Annotated in this window: 19 protein-coding genes; 12 read left to right on the forward strand and 7 right to left on the reverse strand. The window is 39.9% G+C overall.

Translation table 11 applies throughout. From position 1 onward, the window contains the following. Nucleotides 1–50 precede the first annotated feature (50 nt). A complete protein-coding gene (locus tag ACL8WY_RS08025; RefSeq protein WP_436517915.1) occupies nucleotides 51–668 on the forward strand; it encodes a carboxypeptidase-like regulatory domain-containing protein in 618 nt (205 codons plus the stop codon). 4 nt (nucleotides 669–672) lie between these two features. On the opposite strand, the gene ACL8WY_RS08030 is transcribed toward ACL8WY_RS08025, so the two are convergent. Beyond that, a complete protein-coding gene (locus tag ACL8WY_RS08030; RefSeq protein ID WP_436517916.1) occupies nucleotides 673–1941 on the reverse strand; it encodes a dipeptidase in 1269 nt (422 codons plus the stop codon). A gap of 217 nt (nucleotides 1942–2158) precedes the next feature. On the opposite strand from ACL8WY_RS08030, the gene ACL8WY_RS08035 reads away from it, so the two are divergent. Then, nucleotides 2159–2893, forward strand: a complete 735-nt coding sequence (locus ACL8WY_RS08035; RefSeq protein WP_436517917.1) for a hypothetical protein — start codon at nucleotides 2159–2161, stop codon at nucleotides 2891–2893. A 55-nt stretch (nucleotides 2894–2948) separates the two neighbouring features. Here ACL8WY_RS08035 and ACL8WY_RS08040 read toward each other — a convergent pair whose 3' ends face one another. Beyond that, a complete protein-coding gene (locus ACL8WY_RS08040) occupies nucleotides 2949–4376 on the reverse strand; it encodes an aldehyde dehydrogenase (RefSeq protein ID WP_436517918.1) in 1428 nt (475 codons plus the stop codon). A 4-nt stretch (nucleotides 4377–4380) separates the two neighbouring features. Continuing rightward, a complete protein-coding gene (locus ACL8WY_RS08045; protein ID WP_436517919.1) occupies nucleotides 4381–5157 on the reverse strand; it encodes an SDR family oxidoreductase in 777 nt (258 codons plus the stop codon). A 41-nt stretch (nucleotides 5158–5198) separates the two neighbouring features. On the opposite strand from ACL8WY_RS08045, the gene ACL8WY_RS08050 reads away from it, so the two are divergent. From ACL8WY_RS08050 to ACL8WY_RS08060, 3 genes are read left to right on the forward strand one after another with little or no spacing between them, the layout of a single operon-like run. Next, entirely contained in the window at nucleotides 5199–5729 is a 531-nt protein-coding gene (locus tag ACL8WY_RS08050; protein WP_436517920.1) for a 3-hydroxyanthranilate 3,4-dioxygenase, read from the forward strand. A gap of 9 nt (nucleotides 5730–5738) precedes the next feature. Beyond that, the gene (gene kynU, locus ACL8WY_RS08055) at nucleotides 5739–7013 is read left to right on the forward strand and encodes a kynureninase (protein ID WP_436517921.1); all 1275 of its coding nucleotides are present in this window, start codon (nucleotides 5739–5741) and stop codon (nucleotides 7011–7013) included. After that, complete coding sequence (locus tag ACL8WY_RS08060) at nucleotides 7003–8319, forward strand: FAD-dependent oxidoreductase (protein WP_436517922.1); 1317 nt, start codon at nucleotides 7003–7005, stop codon at nucleotides 8317–8319. Before kynU ends, ACL8WY_RS08060 begins: the two co-directional genes overlap by 11 nt. Here the strand turns inward: ACL8WY_RS08060 and ACL8WY_RS08065 are convergent. The 3 genes from ACL8WY_RS08065 to dxs form a co-directional block, all read right to left on the reverse strand. Next, complete coding sequence (locus tag ACL8WY_RS08065) at nucleotides 8294–8740, reverse strand: hypothetical protein (protein ID WP_436517923.1); 447 nt, start codon at nucleotides 8738–8740, stop codon at nucleotides 8294–8296. The genes ACL8WY_RS08060 and ACL8WY_RS08065 overlap by 26 nt on opposite strands. Nucleotides 8741–8842: 102 nt before the next feature. Then, complete coding sequence (locus tag ACL8WY_RS08070; RefSeq protein ID WP_436517924.1) at nucleotides 8843–10318, reverse strand: transglycosylase SLT domain-containing protein; 1476 nt, start codon at nucleotides 10316–10318, stop codon at nucleotides 8843–8845. A gap of 62 nt (nucleotides 10319–10380) precedes the next feature. Further along, the gene (dxs, locus tag ACL8WY_RS08075; protein ID WP_436517925.1) at nucleotides 10381–12297 is read right to left on the reverse strand and encodes a 1-deoxy-D-xylulose-5-phosphate synthase; all 1917 of its coding nucleotides are present in this window, start codon (nucleotides 12295–12297) and stop codon (nucleotides 10381–10383) included. 145 nt (nucleotides 12298–12442) lie between these two features. On the opposite strand from dxs, the gene ACL8WY_RS08080 reads away from it, so the two are divergent. Continuing rightward, nucleotides 12443–13210: a segregation and condensation protein A gene (locus ACL8WY_RS08080; protein ID WP_436517926.1), complete on the forward strand. Its 768-nt coding sequence runs from the start codon at nucleotides 12443–12445 to the stop codon at nucleotides 13208–13210. A gap of 50 nt (nucleotides 13211–13260) precedes the next feature. On the opposite strand, the gene ACL8WY_RS08085 is transcribed toward ACL8WY_RS08080, so the two are convergent. Continuing rightward, complete coding sequence (locus ACL8WY_RS08085) at nucleotides 13261–13680, reverse strand: nucleoside-diphosphate kinase (protein WP_436517927.1); 420 nt, start codon at nucleotides 13678–13680, stop codon at nucleotides 13261–13263. A gap of 130 nt (nucleotides 13681–13810) precedes the next feature. Here ACL8WY_RS08085 and ACL8WY_RS08090 point away from each other — a divergent pair, with 130 nt between their 5' ends. The 6 genes from ACL8WY_RS08090 (at nucleotide 13811) to ACL8WY_RS08115 (ending at nucleotide 17825) form a co-directional block, all read left to right on the forward strand. After that, complete coding sequence (locus ACL8WY_RS08090) at nucleotides 13811–14821, forward strand: DHH family phosphoesterase (protein WP_436517928.1); 1011 nt, start codon at nucleotides 13811–13813, stop codon at nucleotides 14819–14821. Beyond that, nucleotides 14818–15678 carry an FKBP-type peptidyl-prolyl cis-trans isomerase gene (locus tag ACL8WY_RS08095; protein WP_436517929.1) on the forward strand — a complete coding sequence of 287 codons (861 nt, stop codon included), beginning with the start codon at nucleotides 14818–14820 and terminating at the stop codon, nucleotides 15676–15678. The genes ACL8WY_RS08090 and ACL8WY_RS08095 overlap by 4 nt, the downstream gene beginning before the upstream one ends. 3 nt (nucleotides 15679–15681) lie before the next feature. Next, nucleotides 15682–16278: an FKBP-type peptidyl-prolyl cis-trans isomerase gene (locus ACL8WY_RS08100; RefSeq protein WP_436517930.1), complete on the forward strand. Its 597-nt coding sequence runs from the start codon at nucleotides 15682–15684 to the stop codon at nucleotides 16276–16278. A gap of 1 nt (nucleotide 16279) precedes the next feature. Next, nucleotides 16280–16864, forward strand: a complete 585-nt coding sequence (gene rdgB / locus ACL8WY_RS08105; RefSeq protein WP_436517931.1) for an RdgB/HAM1 family non-canonical purine NTP pyrophosphatase — start codon at nucleotides 16280–16282, stop codon at nucleotides 16862–16864. Beyond that, a complete protein-coding gene (gene udk / locus ACL8WY_RS08110; protein ID WP_436517932.1) occupies nucleotides 16836–17459 on the forward strand; it encodes a uridine kinase in 624 nt (207 codons plus the stop codon). Before rdgB ends, udk begins: the two co-directional genes overlap by 29 nt. Nucleotides 17460–17534: 75 nt before the next feature. Beyond that, nucleotides 17535–17825 (forward strand): hypothetical protein, encoded by a 291-nt coding sequence (locus tag ACL8WY_RS08115; RefSeq protein ID WP_436517933.1) that lies wholly within the window; start codon nucleotides 17535–17537, stop codon nucleotides 17823–17825. The last annotated feature ends 6 nt before the right edge of the window (nucleotides 17826–17831 follow it).

Genomic DNA, 17831 nt, shown 5'->3' on the forward strand with positions numbered 1-17831 from the left:
TAAACTTTTATTGGCTAAAACTCTTTAATAGAATAGATAAAGGAACCGATTTGAGATATATACTGATTCTTACATTTTTTGTTGTGGCATTGACTCAGCTCAATGCCCAAGAACGTGCTGAAAAAGTCATTCAGTTTACCGGAGTGGTCTTTGGTGTGGATAGCACCTCAGTTGTGCCCGGCACACATGTTTATATCCCAAAATCAGGAAGAGGAACTACCACCAATCCTTACGGATTCTTTTCATTGCCCGTATTAGAGGGCGATAGTGTTTTGTTTAGTGCCGTTGGATATAAAAGAGCTTATTATATTGTTCCTGAGCATGATAAGGAATCCAGTCTCCGCGTAATTATTGCATTGCAGGAAGACATCCAGTTTCTTGAAGAAGTAGAAATTCGTCCTTACCCAACCGAAAGTATGTTTAAGGAAGCATTGATAAGCATGGAGCTACCTGATCAAAAAGAATACGCCAACATTTATCAGTGGCTAAATAGTCAAGTGATGACGCAGGCCTATCAGAACTTACCTGCGTCACCAAATGCTAATCATCAATATTTTATGCAGCTACAGCGACAATCGTACATTAATCGCTACTCTCCTCCACAAAATCAATTGCTAAATCCTTTCGCTTGGGCAAATTTCATTAACTCACTCAAGCGAAAGAAATAGGGAATTAACTAGCAGACTGTAGCGCTTGAGCAACCTCTTGCACTTTTCTCCAAACTCTGAACGTATTCTTGTAGCAGATTTTTTCTATTTCCTCTGGAGAATATCCCCGCTGCAATAGCTCTTTAATCAAGTTTGGGTATGTTGATACATCTTTAAGACCTTTTGGCAGGCTATCACCAACACCATCATAATCAGATCCAAAAGCCACATGATCGATCCCCACCAGACTCACCACATGATCGATGTGATCAGCTACTTTTTGCACGTCTTCATACACATCATTGTCCAATGCATACTGATTCGCGTATGCGGTATAAACAGAATCATCCGCCGCTAAGCTATTTTCAGCTCTATAGTTCGTAAGGTCCTCACGCATTTTATCAAACTTGTCTCTTGACTCTTTTGAAAGAAATGTTGACCCAAAGTTGATGTGAATCACTCCGCCATTTTCTGCCATAGCTTTTATTAAATCATCAGGCATGTTTCTTTCAAATCCCGGGGTAAACTTTCGGGCGGAGGAGTGTGAAGCAATCACAGGCGCCTGGGTAAGTCTTAAAGCATCGTAAGCAGCACTGTCTGTCACATGTGAAATATCCACCATAATGCCCCATTTATTCATTTCTGCAATTACTTGTTCACCAAATGGACTTACACCATTCCATGTATATGTGGTGTCATATGATGAGTCGCATATCTGATTGTCTTTGGAGTGTGTCAACGTTATATATCTAATGCCTCTATCAGCGAAGTACTTCACATTGCTAATATCATCTTCAATCGGCGCTCCATTTTCCATACCCATTGGTAAAGAAATGAGTCCTTGCTGGAAATTAACTTCAATATCTGCAGGAGTATCTGCCATGCCAAACATTTCCGGAAATGTTTCAGGAACACGTGAAACCATATCTATTAATGAATCCGCGAAATCTTTTGCTCCTCCGGTTTCCTGATATCTGGATGGAACATAAATAGACATAAACGGAGCATCTAATCCTCCTCTTCTGGCCTTTGGAAAGTCAAAGTTTCCAGCCGTCTCCACAGAAACGTCTTCCACTGTTTTAGTAATCATAAAGCCTTTTACATTCATTCGATAGGGTAGATCTACGTGTCCATCCACAATAATAAATGCCTGCGCAAGCGAATCGGCCATAGCTGTCAACTCTTCGTCCGACATTTCTGCTATGCTTTTGGCTTCTTTGGGCGCTGGTGAACAGCCAATCATGACTGCCACAAATAATGTTATTGAAATAAGTTTTTTAGGTAAAAAATCCATGTTGTGTTTCAAATTGATTGATTTCGACAAAAATACCCAATTGCGTCCATAACAGACTATCGGTAAAATAGGATTGCCCGTGTTACATTTTTTTGATATTTTACAGTCAAATGCGAAGGACTTTAGTTCTTCTTATTTGATATGATACGTTGAGTTTTTAAAAAATTGTGACATTTTTGTGTTCGGAGTATTTCCCCGCACCTAATAAACAGACGCTATGACTGACCCTATTTCACTTGAACTACTAACTAATTGGAACAAATACGGCGGATATCTTGCCATGGCTGTGGCTGGAGTCGGAGTGTTAATTTTGATAGGACACTATCTGAAATTACTTGCAACAGGAGACTATAAGACAAGGTATGACTACATCAACATGCATGAGATTAACATGCTGTGGAATGGAGCATTGCTAATCATCGTTGGTGGTACACTTTACTTCAATACGATTTTTGGTGAATCAACTTGGTTATGGTTTTTCGTGAGACTCTTCATGAGTTCCATGTTTGCCGTTATTCTTGGTGTAATCATCCAAAACGTGTTGAAATTCTATTATCCGTTTTTCATCGAAAAGCGTTTGAAGAAATTGAGATATACTCCTAGAACATCTCCAGATGGGAGAAAAATGAAATTACTTAGTGAAGAAGAAGAAGATGTATATCTAGATGAAGGTATGCAGGCTGAAGAAGATGCTTTTTCTGTGGATTATGATGTGTGGATTGACGAGCAGTCTGGCTTTACTAAGATCGAAAAATACAATGGTAGACTTCACGCACTTCAGTGCCACAACTGTAACTATCAGACATTAAAAGTAGATCGAGAGGAAGTCATTCAAACTGCTAGCGAAACTGAGGAAGGGGAATTAATGAAGTACTATGCTTGTGGGTATTGCGGACACAAGGAACGCAAGTCTTTTAAAATAGCGAGGCTAAAGTCTGGAGAAGCTGTTTAATCAGAAAAAACCGAATAGAAATATAACCCTGACAAATGTCAGGGTTTTTTTATGCCTAAAGTTTAATGCATATGTTTTGTGGTTCGGAGAAGAATCTTAGAGCTTCGCTTCCTCCTTCCCTTCCAATGCCAGAATCTTTCATTCCTCCGAAAGGCGTCCTAAGGTCACGAAGGAGCCAGCAATTCACCCAAATGATTCCTGACTGGACAGCATGAGAAACTCGATGTGCACGTTTTAGATCTGATGTCCATAGTGTACATGACAAACCGTACCTTGTAGAGTTCGCAATATCAATTGCCTCCTCTTCAGTTTTAAATGGATTAAGCGTAACAACAGGCCCAAAAATTTCTTCAAGGTTGGTTCTGCAGTTTTTATCTAGACCCTCAATAACAGTGGGTTCGTAATAGAAGCCTTCTCTTTCCAGTTGCTTCCCACCATGCAATATTTTTCCGCCTTCTTCCTGGGCTAACTTCACGTAAGAGTCTACTTTGTTTAAATGTGCTTCAGAAACCAATGCGCCTAGATTGGATCGGGCATCCATCGGGTCACCTACAACGAGTTTCTGGCATTCATCAAGAAATTTTTGTTTGAATTCCTCATAGATGGATTCTTCTATCAAAATTCTAGAACCACAAAGGCAAATTTCTCCCTGATTTGTAAAGGAGCTTTTAACGCTTGTTTTAACAGCTTCTTCCAAATCACAGTCAGCGAAAATGATGTTTGGATTTTTTCCTCCGAGCTCCAACGAAACTTTCTTGAATTTTTGAGAAGCTGTGGCTCCTACCACCTTTCCTGTTGCTGTTCCTCCCGTAAAAGATATGGCTTTGGTAGCTTCATGTTCGACAATCGCCTGACCGATTCCCTTTCCCTCACCATGCAAAATGTTTAAAACACCAGGAGGCATTCCAGCTTCGTTGGCCAACTTGCCAAGTAAGAAGGCTGTCATTGGAGTTAGTTCTGATGGCTTAGCCACTACACAATTACCCATCGCAAGCGCGGGAGCTATTTTCCATGAAAAAAGATACAATGGTAAATTCCAAGGTGAAATACACCCAACAATACCGATTGGAGCTCTTCTAGTGTAGTTGACCATGAACCCTTCAGAAACTTGTGCTTCTGTTGAAAAATTAACGATGGCTGAAGCGTAAAAACGAAAGTTTGTACTTGCTCTGGGGATATCAACGGCTTTTGCAAGCCATAACGGCTTTCCATTGTCGCGACTTTCCATTAAGGCTAAGTCGTCCAGATTGGATTCAATTAAATCTGCCAGCTTGTGGAGTATCCTGCTTCGCTTATCAACAGACATTGTACTCCATATTGGAAAAGCCTCCTTTGCCGCATCTACTGCCAACACGAGATCTTCCAGTGAAGAATTTGGTATTTGAGCGAACACTTTCCCCGTGCCAGGCTCTACATTGTCGATGTATTGACCCTTGATCGGGTCTATGTATTTTCCATTAATAAAATTTTGAATTTTCTGCATTGTATTAGATTGAACCGGTTCGTCCCCCATCAATTCTTAAACTAGTACCATTAATATATGCTCCACTGTTACTACACAAGAGTCCCGCATAGGCAGCAATTTCGGAAGGTTCTCCAAATCTTCCTGTGGGTATGGTTTTTTTCATTTCAGCTTCAATCTCAGTTTCTGATCTTCCTTGGCTCTTCGATTTTCCAGCGACCAGACTTTCAATTCTAGCAGTATTAATAAATCCAGGCAAAATATTATTCACTGTAATCCCAAATTGTCCTAGCTCATTTGCAAGAGTTTTTGCCCATGATGCCATTGCGCCTCGTACAGTATTGCTTACACCCAATCCTGATATTGGCACTTTTACTGAAGTTGAGATAATATTAACTACTCGTCCAAAATTCGCTTCTTTCATCCCAGGCAGTAATAACCTTATTAGTGTATGACTCACATGTAGGTGTCGCCTCATAGCCACGTCAAAAGCTGAAAGATCAGCCTCTGCCAGTGGTCCGGGAGCTGGACCTCCTGAGTTATTGACAAGTATTTGATAGGATCCTTTTTCCAAAGCTTTTGATACTTCATTCTTTACTGATGGAAGATTATCAAAATCAGCAACCAGATAGTCATGATCCCCGGGGGATAGCTGTTGCAGTGCATTCTTCAAGGACTCTTCATTTCTCGCAAACAGGGTCACATTCGCTCCCATTTCACTTAATTCCTTTGCTATCGCGAGTCCCATGCCCTGGGAACTACCACAAACCAAAGCTCTTCTTCCTTTCAGGTCTAAATCCATAAATTTTTCCTAACTTTTCTTCAAAAATAAACATCTCTGACATGGCGATAAAAAGACCGTTCAACCTACAAAAATGGATAGATGAAAATAGGGCCTTACTTAAACCCCCAGTAGGGAACAAAAATCTATATAAAGAGGCTGGAGACTATATAGTAATGATTGTGGGTGGACCCAATGCTCGGAAAGATTACCATTACAACGAAACGGAAGAATTATTTTATCAGCTAGAAGGGGATATTGAAGTTACTATTCAAGAAGATGGAAAGGCAGTTAAAGTTCCTATCAAAGAAGGCGAGATGTATCTTCATCCGGCTAGAGTCCCACACTCTCCCGCCAGGCCAGAGAATACTGTAGGGCTTGTGATTGAGCGGAAAAGAGAAGGAGGACATACAGATGGTTTAATGTGGTTTTGTGATCATTGTAATCACAAGCTTCACGATACTTACTTCCACTTAGAGGATGTAGAAAAAGATTTTCAGCCAAGATTTCGAGAGTTTTTCAATTCGGAAGAGTTAAGAACTTGCGATAATTGCGGTGAAGCAATGGAAACTGATCCTAGATTCACTGATTAAGAAGACATTTTGAAGGAAAAAGCAATTAAAAGAGCGGAAGAGCTCGATTCTACAGATTCATTATCCACATTCCGATCTCAATTTTACTTTCCACAACGAGATGGAAAAGACTGTATCTATTTATGTGGAAATTCGCTCGGCTTACAGCCAAAATCAACTTCTGTATTTGTCAATGAGGAACTAAAGAATTGGCAAAAACGGGGAGTAGAAGGCCATTTTACTGGAAATAAGCCTTGGGTGAGCTATCACAAAAATTCAAAAGCTTCTTTAGCGAAAATTGTTGGTGCCAAAGAGCATGAGGTGGTAGCAATGAATAACCTCACAACAAATCTACACCTTGCAATGGCTTCTTTCTATCAGCCAGAAGGTAAACGGAGCAAAATTCTTATTGAGAGAGGCGCTTTTCCCTCAGACTTTTACGCTGTTTACTCGCGCATTGAGAATAGTGGATTTGACGTAAAAAAGAACCTTATTGAATTGGAATCTTCTGATGAATCGGAAAATATAAGTACTAAGGAAATTGTTGATAAAATTGTAGAGCTGGGGGATGAATTAGCCTTAGTTATGCTTCCTGGGGTTCAATATTATACCGGGCAATTCTTCGACATCAAATCAATAACCGAAGCGGCGCATAATGTAGGTGCCAATGCCGGTTTTGACCTTGCCCACGCAGTTGGAAACGTGCCCCTTCAACTACACGAGCACAACGTTGATTTTGCTGTTTGGTGCACATACAAGTATTTAAATTCAGGTCCAGGAGGTGTTGGAGGTCTTTTTATCCACCAACGAAATGCAAAAAACAAAGAATTAACCAGACTCTCAGGTTGGTGGGGCCATGATTCAGAGGCAAGGTTCAAAATGAATAATCAGGTTAACCCCATCCCAACAGTGGATGGCTGGCAGCTGAGCAATGTAAATATCCTATCGCATGCAGCACATCTTGCTTCACTCAAACTATTTGATGATGCTGGTATTGAAAATTTAAGAGCTAAGAGTCTGAAGTTGACAGACTTTATGGAGCTACTCATTCTTGAGTCTGACGTACTGGAAGGCCAAATTAGAATCATCACTCCATCAAAACATGACGAGCGTGGTGCTCAGCTATCCGTGTACCTTCTCAACCATGGGAAGAGTGTATTTGAATATCTAATTGCTCACGGGGTGATTTTGGATTGGCGGGAGCCTAATGTGATTCGAGTGGCACCTGTTCCGCTTTACAACTCGTTTGCTGATGCTGTGAATTTTGTAACAATACTTGAAGACGCAATACTCAATGAAGGATAAAATAAGCATCGTTGGTGCGGGACTGGTAGGGTCTTTATTGGCCGTAATTCTGAAACAGAAAGGATTCCACGTTCAGGTTTTCGAAAAAAGAAAAGATCCTCGTACATCAGGCGTATCTGAGGGAAGATCTATTAATCTGGCATTGTCAGACAGGGGAATCCGCCCGCTTAAACTAGCAGGCGTATATGAGAAAATTGAGCCCTATCTCATTCCAATGAATGGCCGAATGATGCATGATCAAGCTGGTGAATTGACTTTTCAGTCTTATGGAAAAGAGGGGCAGTTTATCAATTCAGTATCAAGAGGCCAGCTCAATAAATTGCTTATCGAAAGTGCTGAGCAAGCAGGTGTGGAGGTATTTTTTGATCACAAATGCAGTGATATTCAATTTGATACAAACACCATTTTTTTTGAAAATGGAAAACAGATCGAATCTAATTTGATTGTTGGAACCGATGGTGCATTTTCAGCAATACGTAAAAAATTACAATTTACGGATAGGTTCAACTTTTCGCAACACTATATCGAGCATGGATATAAAGAGCTTGAGATTAAACCAAAAGAAGGGGGATTTAGATTAGAACCTAATTATCTGCATATATGGCCAAGAGGGAACTTCATGTTGATAGCGCTGCCCAATGCAGATAAAACGTTCACTTGCACACTTTTCTTCCCATTTGAAGGCAGTCCATCATTTGCTGCACTTACGACTAAAGAAGAAGTTGATGCCTTTTTCAAAGAGTACTTCAGCGATGCACAGGAATTGATACCTGACTTATCTGATCAATTTTTTAAAAATCCTACTTCATCATTAGTGACCACAAAGTGTGAGCCATGGCACAAGCAACGGAGTATTCTACTTGGTGACGCAGCTCATGCAATAGTTCCGTTTTATGGCCAAGGAATGAACTCCGGGTTTGAAGACGTCAGGCTATTTGTAGAAATGGCAGAGGAGATGAGTTGGGAATGGGATAAAATATTACCTGCTTATTCATCTACTCGAAAGAAAAATGCTGATGCCATTTCGGAGCTTGCTTTGCACAATTTTATTGAAATGCGTGATCATGTTGCCGATCCTGATTTTCTCCGAAGGAAGGAGCTTGAGTCGAAAATTCAAGAAAGATATCCAGCGGAATGGATTCCACTTTATAGCATGGTTACATTTTCAGATATTCCTTATTCAGAAGCATTGAGGCTTGGCAAACTCCAGAAAAAAGTGATGGATGAAGTCTTAAAACTGGAGACATCAGAAGTAAACTATGAAAAGATAATTGATAGATTTAATGCTCTAAAGAAAGGCGACTAGATAATTTATCAATCGCTCGCTGCTCTTCATGTGCTATTCCATCTGCTGCATTCGCAAACAAATACATTGCCTCATACACGAATTCTTTTTCGCCAGGATGCTCTTCAAGATAGCTTTTAAGCGTATTTAAGAATTTCTTTTCCCATTTATCTATATTCTCAAGAAGATATCTGAATTCGGTTCGAAAAAGCGTCTCTATTTTCTCCGCGTTTGAGTTAGGTATTTGATCAAGGTACAACAAGGCAAGACCTTTGGAAATATTTAATACTCCATCCCATTCTTCAGGATCTAGCTTACCATCACTCATACACACAAGCAGCGATGGGTAAATTTTCAGTATATAAGTGAATTGATCAATTGAAAGATCAGATTTTCTTGTCTTGTGATATTCTTCTAATAATATCTCATGCTGATTTTTCATACTAGGGGTGGATTATTTTTTGGCTAAAGATAGGACTGTTTAAAATATATACCACACATTTAACAGAAGTAACCTCGGGGTTTTTTTAACCAACGGATACCGCTACTGAATAATGGTTTCATCTGAAATTTCTTGTTCCAAAATTTCCTTATAGTTCTGATATATATCAAGTATCTGAACTACGTATGCAACTGGCTCAGAGCCTCTGCAATAACCATATTCTACAACAGGGTCATTAAAATATTTAGATTTAGACTTCTTCAATAAATAGCCGCTCACATCATCCCAGCTTTCAACATTGCCTCCATATTTTTCCGTTAGCCGAACTGCATCTTGCAAATGGCCAAGTCCTACATTATAGGATGCCAATATAAATTTTAACCGTTCATCTTCATTCTCAATCTTATCAGCCCACTGATTTTGTAGCCATTCCAGGTGCTTCCTGCCAGCATAAATATTTTGAGTAGGGTCGTACAGACTTCTAACATCATATTCTCTACCAGTTCTCGGCATGACTTGCATTAGTCCAATTGCCCCTGCCCATGACTTTGCATTTTCATCAAACTTTGACTCTCTATAAATCTGGGCTGCAAGTAGCAGCCAATCCCACCCCAATTCATCCGCTGCGTCTTGAATCAAGGAATCATATGGAGATATTGCCTCTCCTCTGATTGAAGAATATTTGCTTCTCGATCTCATCAAAGCTGATTTGGAGCTCCTGAAATACTTATCGTAGATAACATAATAATCGGTGGTCTTCCGCATGCGCTCTATCCAATCATTCAGGGCTAGCAGAAGCTGATTAGAATTCTTTCTAACTCCCCAGGCGATTTGAGTAGGAAAACTCACTGGTGTCTTTATATCAAGGTTCCTATAATAGGTTGAATTCACCAATGCAATATTCTCTTCGGCTACTGTATAATCAATCTTTCCTTCGGCTACCTGTTTGATTAGTGTCTCTGTTTCTACATTGGTGTCTCCGGGTACAATTAAGATATCACCGCCAATCTCATCGGATAAATTCATCATTCGATCATGATATGACGAATGAGGTCTTACCACAACCTCTTTACCTATCAAATCCACTGGGTTGCGTAATAACTCAGCTTCTATTTCGTGAAGCTTCATCTGCCTCCAGTTTTTGGGTTTCCTTTGGATCAAGACCTGTCTCTGCAAATTGTGATAATGGGTAAAAGCGATCCTTTTTTTTCGTTCTTTCGTTACCGTAAGGTTGTAGGCAAGGATGTCACCTTCACCAGCATTTAGTTTATTAAATCCTTCGCCGATATTTTGGGTAATATTAATACGTAACTGCAGCCCTTGCTCCTGACAAAACAATTTAAGGAGCTCATATTCATAGCCCATGGTTTTGCCTTTGTAGACAAATAACCCTGTAGAACTATTATCAATTATGGCTGTGATATAACCTCTCTCCTTGATTTGTTCTAAATCAAGATCCACAATATATTCCTCTCTCTCAGGGTATTGATTGTTTGCCTTAGAAGTTGATTTCTTGCAAGAGACAATCATTAATAATAGAAGGGAGAATAAAGCGGCGATTTTTAAATTACTCCTCATATGTATTCTTAAAATACGAAAAAAATCTCTCTTTCAAGATTTTCACGATGAGTCACTTCAGATTAAAGGACCGACTCTTGATATGAGATGTGTGCGTATACTGCCTTTTTGATTGCTTCAGCATCGTATTCGCATTCTCTATGAAGCTGTGGTTGATCACCATGCTCAACAATACGATCCGGAATGCCTAATCTTTTGATTGAAGCTTTGTAATTATTATCTGCAGCAAATTCTAATACTGCAGATCCAAAGCCTCCCATGATACAGCCATCCTCTACAGTGATCACTGATTTATGATTTCTGAAAATTTCGTGTAGAAGGGTTTCATCCAGTGGTTTTACAAAACGCATGTCATAAACTGATGGATTCAAACCTTCTAAACTCAATTCTTCTGCTGCACTTAATGCATAGTTTCCAACCTGACCAATGGAAAGAATGGCAATATCTTCTCCCTGCACCAAACGTCTTCCTTTCCCGATTTCAATTTTTTTCATCTCAGTTCTCCACTCTGGCATTGTTCCAGCTCCACGTGGGTATCTGATCGAAAATGGCCCGTTATGCTCACTTGCAGTGTACATGAGGTTTCGAAGTTCAGCCTCGTTCATGGGCGCAGAAACAACGATATTAGGAATACATCTCATATACGCAACATCGTAGGCTCCATGATGTGTGGGTCCATCGGCACCTGCTACTCCGGCTCTATCCATACAGAATATAACAGGCAAGTTCTGAATACAGACATCATGAATAACCTGATCATATGCCCGTTGCATAAATGTGCTGTAAATGTTACAGAATGGAATCATTCCCTGAGTGGCAAGCCCAGCAGAAAATGTAACTGCATGCTGCTCAGCTATACCTACATCGTATGCTCTTTCCGGAATAGCCTCCATCATGATTTTCATAGAGGATCCCGATGGCATTGCCGGTGTGATCCCGACGATCTTTTCATTTTTCTCAGCCAACTCCACTAAAGTATGCCCAAAAACATCTTGAAATTTAGGTGGCTGAGGTGTCTCGTGTTTCTTTTTATTGATGGCACCCGTGATTTTATCAAACGTGCCTGGGGCATGCCATAGTGTTTGATCTTTTTCGGCTAATTCGTATCCCTTTCCTTTTACTGTCAGGCAGTGAAGGATCTTAGGTCCTGGAATCTTCTTCAAATCCTCCATCACATCTACTAAATGATTCACATCATGACCGTCAATAGGGCCGAAATAGCGAAGATTGAGAGATTCAAAAAGATTGCTTTGCTTTAACAAAAAACTCTTCATTGAGTTCTCGACCTTGGCGGCTATATCTTGGGCATTAGGGCCAAACTTGCTGATTTTACCTAATAATTTCCAGATTTCGTCCCGCACCTTATTGTAAGTTTGGCTGGTTGTGATATCGGTCAAATAATCTTTGAGTGCACCTACATTGGGATCAATAGACATGCAATTGTCATTCAAAACTATGAGCAAATTCGAATTACTCACACCTGCATGGTTCATTGCCTCGAAAGCAAGACCACCAGTCATGGCTCCATCACCAATTACCGCTATATGCTGCTTCTCATTATCGTTTTGTAGTCGAGAGGCTTCGGCCATGCCCAGCGCCGCTGATATTGATGTAGATGAGTGACCTACCCCAAAAGTGTCGTACTCACTTTCACTTCTTTTGGGGAATCCTGAAATTCCTTTGTACTTCCTGTTTGTGTGAAAGGTTTCTTTACGGCCGGTTAGAATTTTGTGGCCATAAGCTTGATGCCCAACATCCCAGACTAGTTGATCTTGAGGTGTATTAAATACATAATGAAGAGCTACGGTAAGTTCCGTTACACCAAGGCTTGCGCCAAAGTGACCTCCATAAACAGACACATTATCTATGATGAAGTCTCTTAGTTCGTGACATACTTGGGCTAGTTGCCTTACATCTAGCTTCTTCAGGTCGTCCGGTGAGTTAATCTCGGCTAAAAGATGTCCTGGTTTAATCTCCATTTTCTAAGGTATTTCTTCCAAACGCTCCTAAGCCAGGATTGTTTGAAACAGCTCTTTATCCTTTTGGATAGTTTGCAAAACTAAGCATTCGACAGAAAGGTAAATTAATCCCGGGGAAATTCCATATTGTCGGTAATTTTGAGTTGTGGTGCAGGATGAAAAATTTGAAATAAAACTCGAGCTCTTCGAAGGGCCTTTTGATTTGCTTCTCTTCTTTATTGAAAGAGACGAGCTGGATATATATGATATCCCAATAGCGAAGATTACTGATGATTTTTTAAAATACATTGAGCACCTTGAAAAGCTAAATGTAGAAGTAGCAAGTGAATTCATATTGGTTGCGGCCACATTGATGCGGATCAAAGCAAAAATGTTACTTCCACGTCCTGTGATTGATGAGGAAGGCAACGAAATTGATCCCAGAGAAGAACTTATTAAACATCTTCTGGAATATAAGAAATACAAGTCTGTAGTAGCCACCCTTGCTGAAATGGAAGCTGAAAGGCTGGATAGAGAAAAGCGAGGCAATCTTAAAAAGGAAATCAAAAAGCTTTCAGAGACCATCAATGTAGAGGCAGAAATGCAAGATTTGGATCTCTACAAGATGATGAAGGTTTTTCAGAAGGTAATGAAGCGCTATGAGTTTGAGCAAAACAAACCTATTCACAAGGTAGTGCAGTATCCATACACCATTGAAAAGCAGAAAGCAAAACTGATGGAACGTCTCGTTTATGGAAAGAAGCTTTCGTTTACTGAGATGATCGATGAAAAGCCCGAGAAAATTCTAGTCATTTATAACTTTCTATCTATTCTCGAACTACTTCAGCTGAAGCAGATTGTAATTTCTCTCGGGGAAGGTTTTAACAACTTTTGGATCGAGCGGCGTGATGAGTCGCTTACTGAAGCCCAATAAAAAAAGCCTGCGAATATCACAGGCTTTCAATTTTTACTTTTTTATTCTTCTTAGAATCTCTCAGTTGCAGAGAAGAAAAAGCTCGCCTCGATTGCTGCATTTTCATCAGAATCAGAACCATGAATCGCATTTGCCTCGATAGAAGTGGCAAATTGCTTCCTGATAGTTCCTTCTGCTGCTTCAGCAGGATTGGTTGCGCCAATAAGATTTCTAAAATCTTCAACAGCATTTTCTTTTTCAAGTACCATTGCGATTATAGGGCCTGAAGACATATATGAAACCAAATCATTGTAAAATGGTCGCTCTTTATGTACTTCGTAGAATTGTCCTGCCCGCTCAGCTGATAGCTTTGTAAGCTTAGCTGCTTCAACTCTAAATCCTGCTTCTTCAATTATCTTGATGATTGCACCAGAATTTCCTGCCCCAAATGCATCGGGCTTAATCATTGTAAATGTCTTTTTTCCAGCCATTATTCGTATTTTTTCGCTTCTAAAATTCGCCGCAAAAATAAGAGATTCTTGAAGAGTTTGCCCGGCTTTCGTGTGTTTTATAAATGTTACTAATTTTGCCGTTCACTTTTGCCCGTCTTGGGCATTTTTTATGAAGGACACACAGGCGTTAAAGGACTTCCTACAAATCCCTAAAAAGATCGTCATTACTACCCATGCAAATCCTGATGCAGATGCACTTGGGTCTTCGTTGGGTTTACATCACTTTCTAGTCAGTCTTGGGCACGATGTATATACCATAGTTCCAAATAGTTATCCTGACTTCCTGGAATGGATGCCGGGTAATTCGCTGGTAATCAATTACGAAAAGTCAAAAGATCGATCTGACAGACTACTCAATGAGGCAGAATTATTATTCTGTCTTGATTTCTCTGGGTTTGGAAGAATCAAAGAGATGAAAGAAATCGCATCAAGCGTTTCAGCAAAAGTTGCCTTAGTAGATCATCATTTAAATCCAGAAATAAAGCCTGATTTCGATTTCTGGAACGACAAGTCTGCTGCTACTGCAGAGCTTATTTTTGACCTCATTGTAGATTACAGCGGATTGAAAGCCATTAGTGTGGATGTCGCAGAATGCCTCTATGCCGGTGTAATGACTGATACCGGATCGTTCAAGCATAACTCCACTACTTCAAAAGTGCATCGGATGGTCGCGGACCTGATCGATCTGGGAGCTGATGTAAACAAAGTAAGTCGTCTCATTTATGACACTAATTCCCTGCACAGGTTGAAATTTCTTGGTCATGCATTGGCTGAGAAACTGCAAGTAATTGAGGATTCGAGAGTAGCATACTTTGTGATTGAAGAAGAAGACTTTAAAGATTTTAGGCTTAAGCAGGGAGATACTGAAGGATTGGTCAATTACGCTCTTTCAATCAAAGGCATAGTAGTTGCGGCAATTATTATAGAACGAGAAAATGAAATAAAACTTTCTTTCAGGAGCATTGGGGACTTTGCTGTGAATAAATTCGCGGAAGAATATTTTAGCGGTGGAGGTCATAAAAATGCTTCAGGAGGTATGTCTGAGCTTTCCCTGGAAGAGACAGAGAAAAAATTTAAAGAATTAATAGAAAAAGATATTTTAAAAACACGCATTAAATGAAAAAATTAGGATACGTAGTACTTGCACTCACACTTGTTGCATGTGGTGGAAATTCGTTTGAAACAGAAGGAGGCACAACCGTTACTTATTTGAAGAAAGGCGAAGGTGTTTTATCTCAGGATAGTACTGAAATCTCCTTCTTCAACCTTAAATACGACACTGAAAGTGGCTATGAAATTTTTGCTACAAATGAGCCTGCACCCATGAGAGTTGGCGGTAGTTTCTCAGAAAATGGAGGTGAGCTTTTTAAAATATTACCAAAATTAGTTGTAGGCGATAGCGTCACTTTCAAGATTACGGCATCTGACCTTTTTGAGAATACATTTAGAGCACCTCTCCCTGACTCAATTCCAGCTGCAAGTAAAATCGCATTCTTTATCTCATTGGAAAAGCTGCAATCTCAAAGCGAGTACTATAGGGAATCTGCATTAAAGCAGAAGGAGTTCATGGAAAGCATTATAGATACTACCCAGCTTAGGATCGATTTGAATATCTTAAATGATTATTATAAAACAAACAACATTGAGCTTACAACTACCACTGAAAATGGCATTGGAATTGTTATAACAGAAGCGGGTAACGGCCCAAAACCTGAGCTTGGCCAAGCGATGCAAGTCAAGTATGCTGGATATATGCTAGATGGAAGGGATTTTGATTCAGGTACTTATCCAGTTCAGCTTTATCTTACCTCAGTCATTTTAGGCTGGCATGAAGGTCTAGCGCAATTAAATGAGGGTGCCAAAGCAACATTATACATTCCTAGCCCTTTAGGGTATGGTCCTCGAAGGCGAAGTGATGTTATTGTAGAGAACTCAATTTTGGTATTCGACGTAGAGTTAGTAGAAATAGGAGATTAATTGATGAAAAAGGGATTATTTGTAATAATAGCCGCCTTGGTTCTGATGGCCTGTGGTGATGGTAATGTTGTCATCCAGGTAGACCCCTCAATTCAACTTGAGGAAGATAGCACTATCATAGCGGAATACATGGAAGATAAAGGCTATGATAATTTCAAGACTACTACCTCAGGAGTTCGATACATAATTCTAGAAGAAGGTTCCGGCTTACCGATAGATGAAAGTGATATTGTTACTTTCGATTATGTTGGAATGCTTACCAACGATTCTATTTTTGATACCTCAATTCAAGCCATTGGTGATAGCATCAGAAACGTTGAAGACATTCCTGATAAATTTTCTACGACATTTTCAGAAAACAAGATTTACTCTCCTTTTACAATTACTTATGCCGCCTCAGGATGGACAATCAACGGTCAATTTGTACGTGGCTTTTCTGATGGTGTCTCAGCCACCTTTAAGGAATTGAACGTAGGTGGGCGTGCCCTTGTGGCTATGCCTTCTGAATTAGGTTATGGTGCCGGAACCAGAGGGCTTATAATTCCGGCAAATGCTGTTTTAGTCTTTGAGTTTTTTCCTACAGAAGTTACCAAGCAGTAAAATGAAGATTTGCTTTGCCTCGCATAATGAAAACAAGGTAAAGGAGATGAATAAGATCATGCCAGAGAGTATCTCTATTCTCAGTTTAAATGATCTGGGTCTTGAAGATGAAATTGCCGAAACCGGAGATTCACTCGAAGAGAATTCGCACATTAAGGCTCAGTACGTGTTCGATAAGAAAGGACTTCCTGTTTTTGCTGATGATAGTGGATTGGTTGTGAAGGCGCTAAATGGTGAGCCAGGGGTATATTCTGCAAGATATGCAGGCCCTGAGAAGGATGATGAAAAAAATATGAATCTCCTTTTGGATCGTCTCGAGTCGCACATGGATCGCTCCGCAGAGTTCCAAACTGTGATTACTTATATCAGTCCTGAAGGAGCGTTTATACAATTCAAAGGAGCTATTGAAGGAACGATTACAAATGAAAAGAAAGGGCTCAATGGCTTTGGGTATGATCCAATTTTTCAACCTCGGGGTTATGACGAAACGTTCGCGGAGCTGCCACAAGAGGAAAAAAATAAAATTTCGCACCGCGCCAAGGCTTTAAAAAAACTTCTTGATCACCTTCAAAAACATCATGGCTAAACCAATCATTGTAGGTATCTCCGGAGGAAGTGGATCTGGAAAAACGCTCTTCATGAAGAATCTCATGTCCGAATTGAGAGATGCTTCACTACTTTCGATGGATAACTACTATGTTGAGATTTCCAAACAAAAAAAAGATGCGCAGGGCATTGAAAACTTTGATCGTCTGGAATCGATAGATCATGATAAATATGTCAGTGATCTAAAAAAGCTTATCAACGGAGAATCCATATCATTCAAGGAATATACTTTTAATAGGGATGAGGACGAAGCAAAGACAATAACTGTAGAAAGTAGACCAGTTATTCTTGTAGAGGGAATATTTGTACTTCATGTAGAGGAAATTCGAGAGCTGCTCGAATTGAAGCTTTATGTAGAAGCACCACATTACCTGATGATGAAGAGACGTATTATTCGAGATGCCAATGAGCGTGGTTATGATCTAGAAGACGTTTTATACAGATATGAACATCATGTGACTCCCTCATTCAAGAGATTTATCGAGCCCTCAAAGCGCTGGGCTGATCTCATTATTCCGAATCATGACAATTTTGATGTCGCACTAAAAGTAATTTCTACTTTTCTTAACCGGTGATTTTACTACATTTGCCGCACTTTGAAGATTTCTAAGTACATATCAGCTCGTTTTTTACAGGCCATTTTTGGTATCTTGCTAGCATTATTTGTGCTGACACAGGCTGCCATTGTGCCTGAACAAGTTGCAGATAAGCAAGAACAGACTGACACTGAAGAAGATGAAGTACAGCAAATAACCAAATCAGCTGCAGTTCAATCTTCCTCAATTCAAATTAATCTTGATTATCAATCATACCTGCTTACTGAGGTTTTCTATCAGGATAGAGAAAAAGAAAAGGTTCCAGATGTTAAGCTTTTGGTGCCGTCTGCTCAAAAGGCTCTTAAGGTTCTTTTTCGGAGTATTATTTCTCCAAATGCTCCCTGAGGAACA

Source organism: Ekhidna algicida, assembly GCF_051379705.1.
GTDB lineage: Bacteria > Bacteroidota > Bacteroidia > Cytophagales > Cyclobacteriaceae > Ekhidna.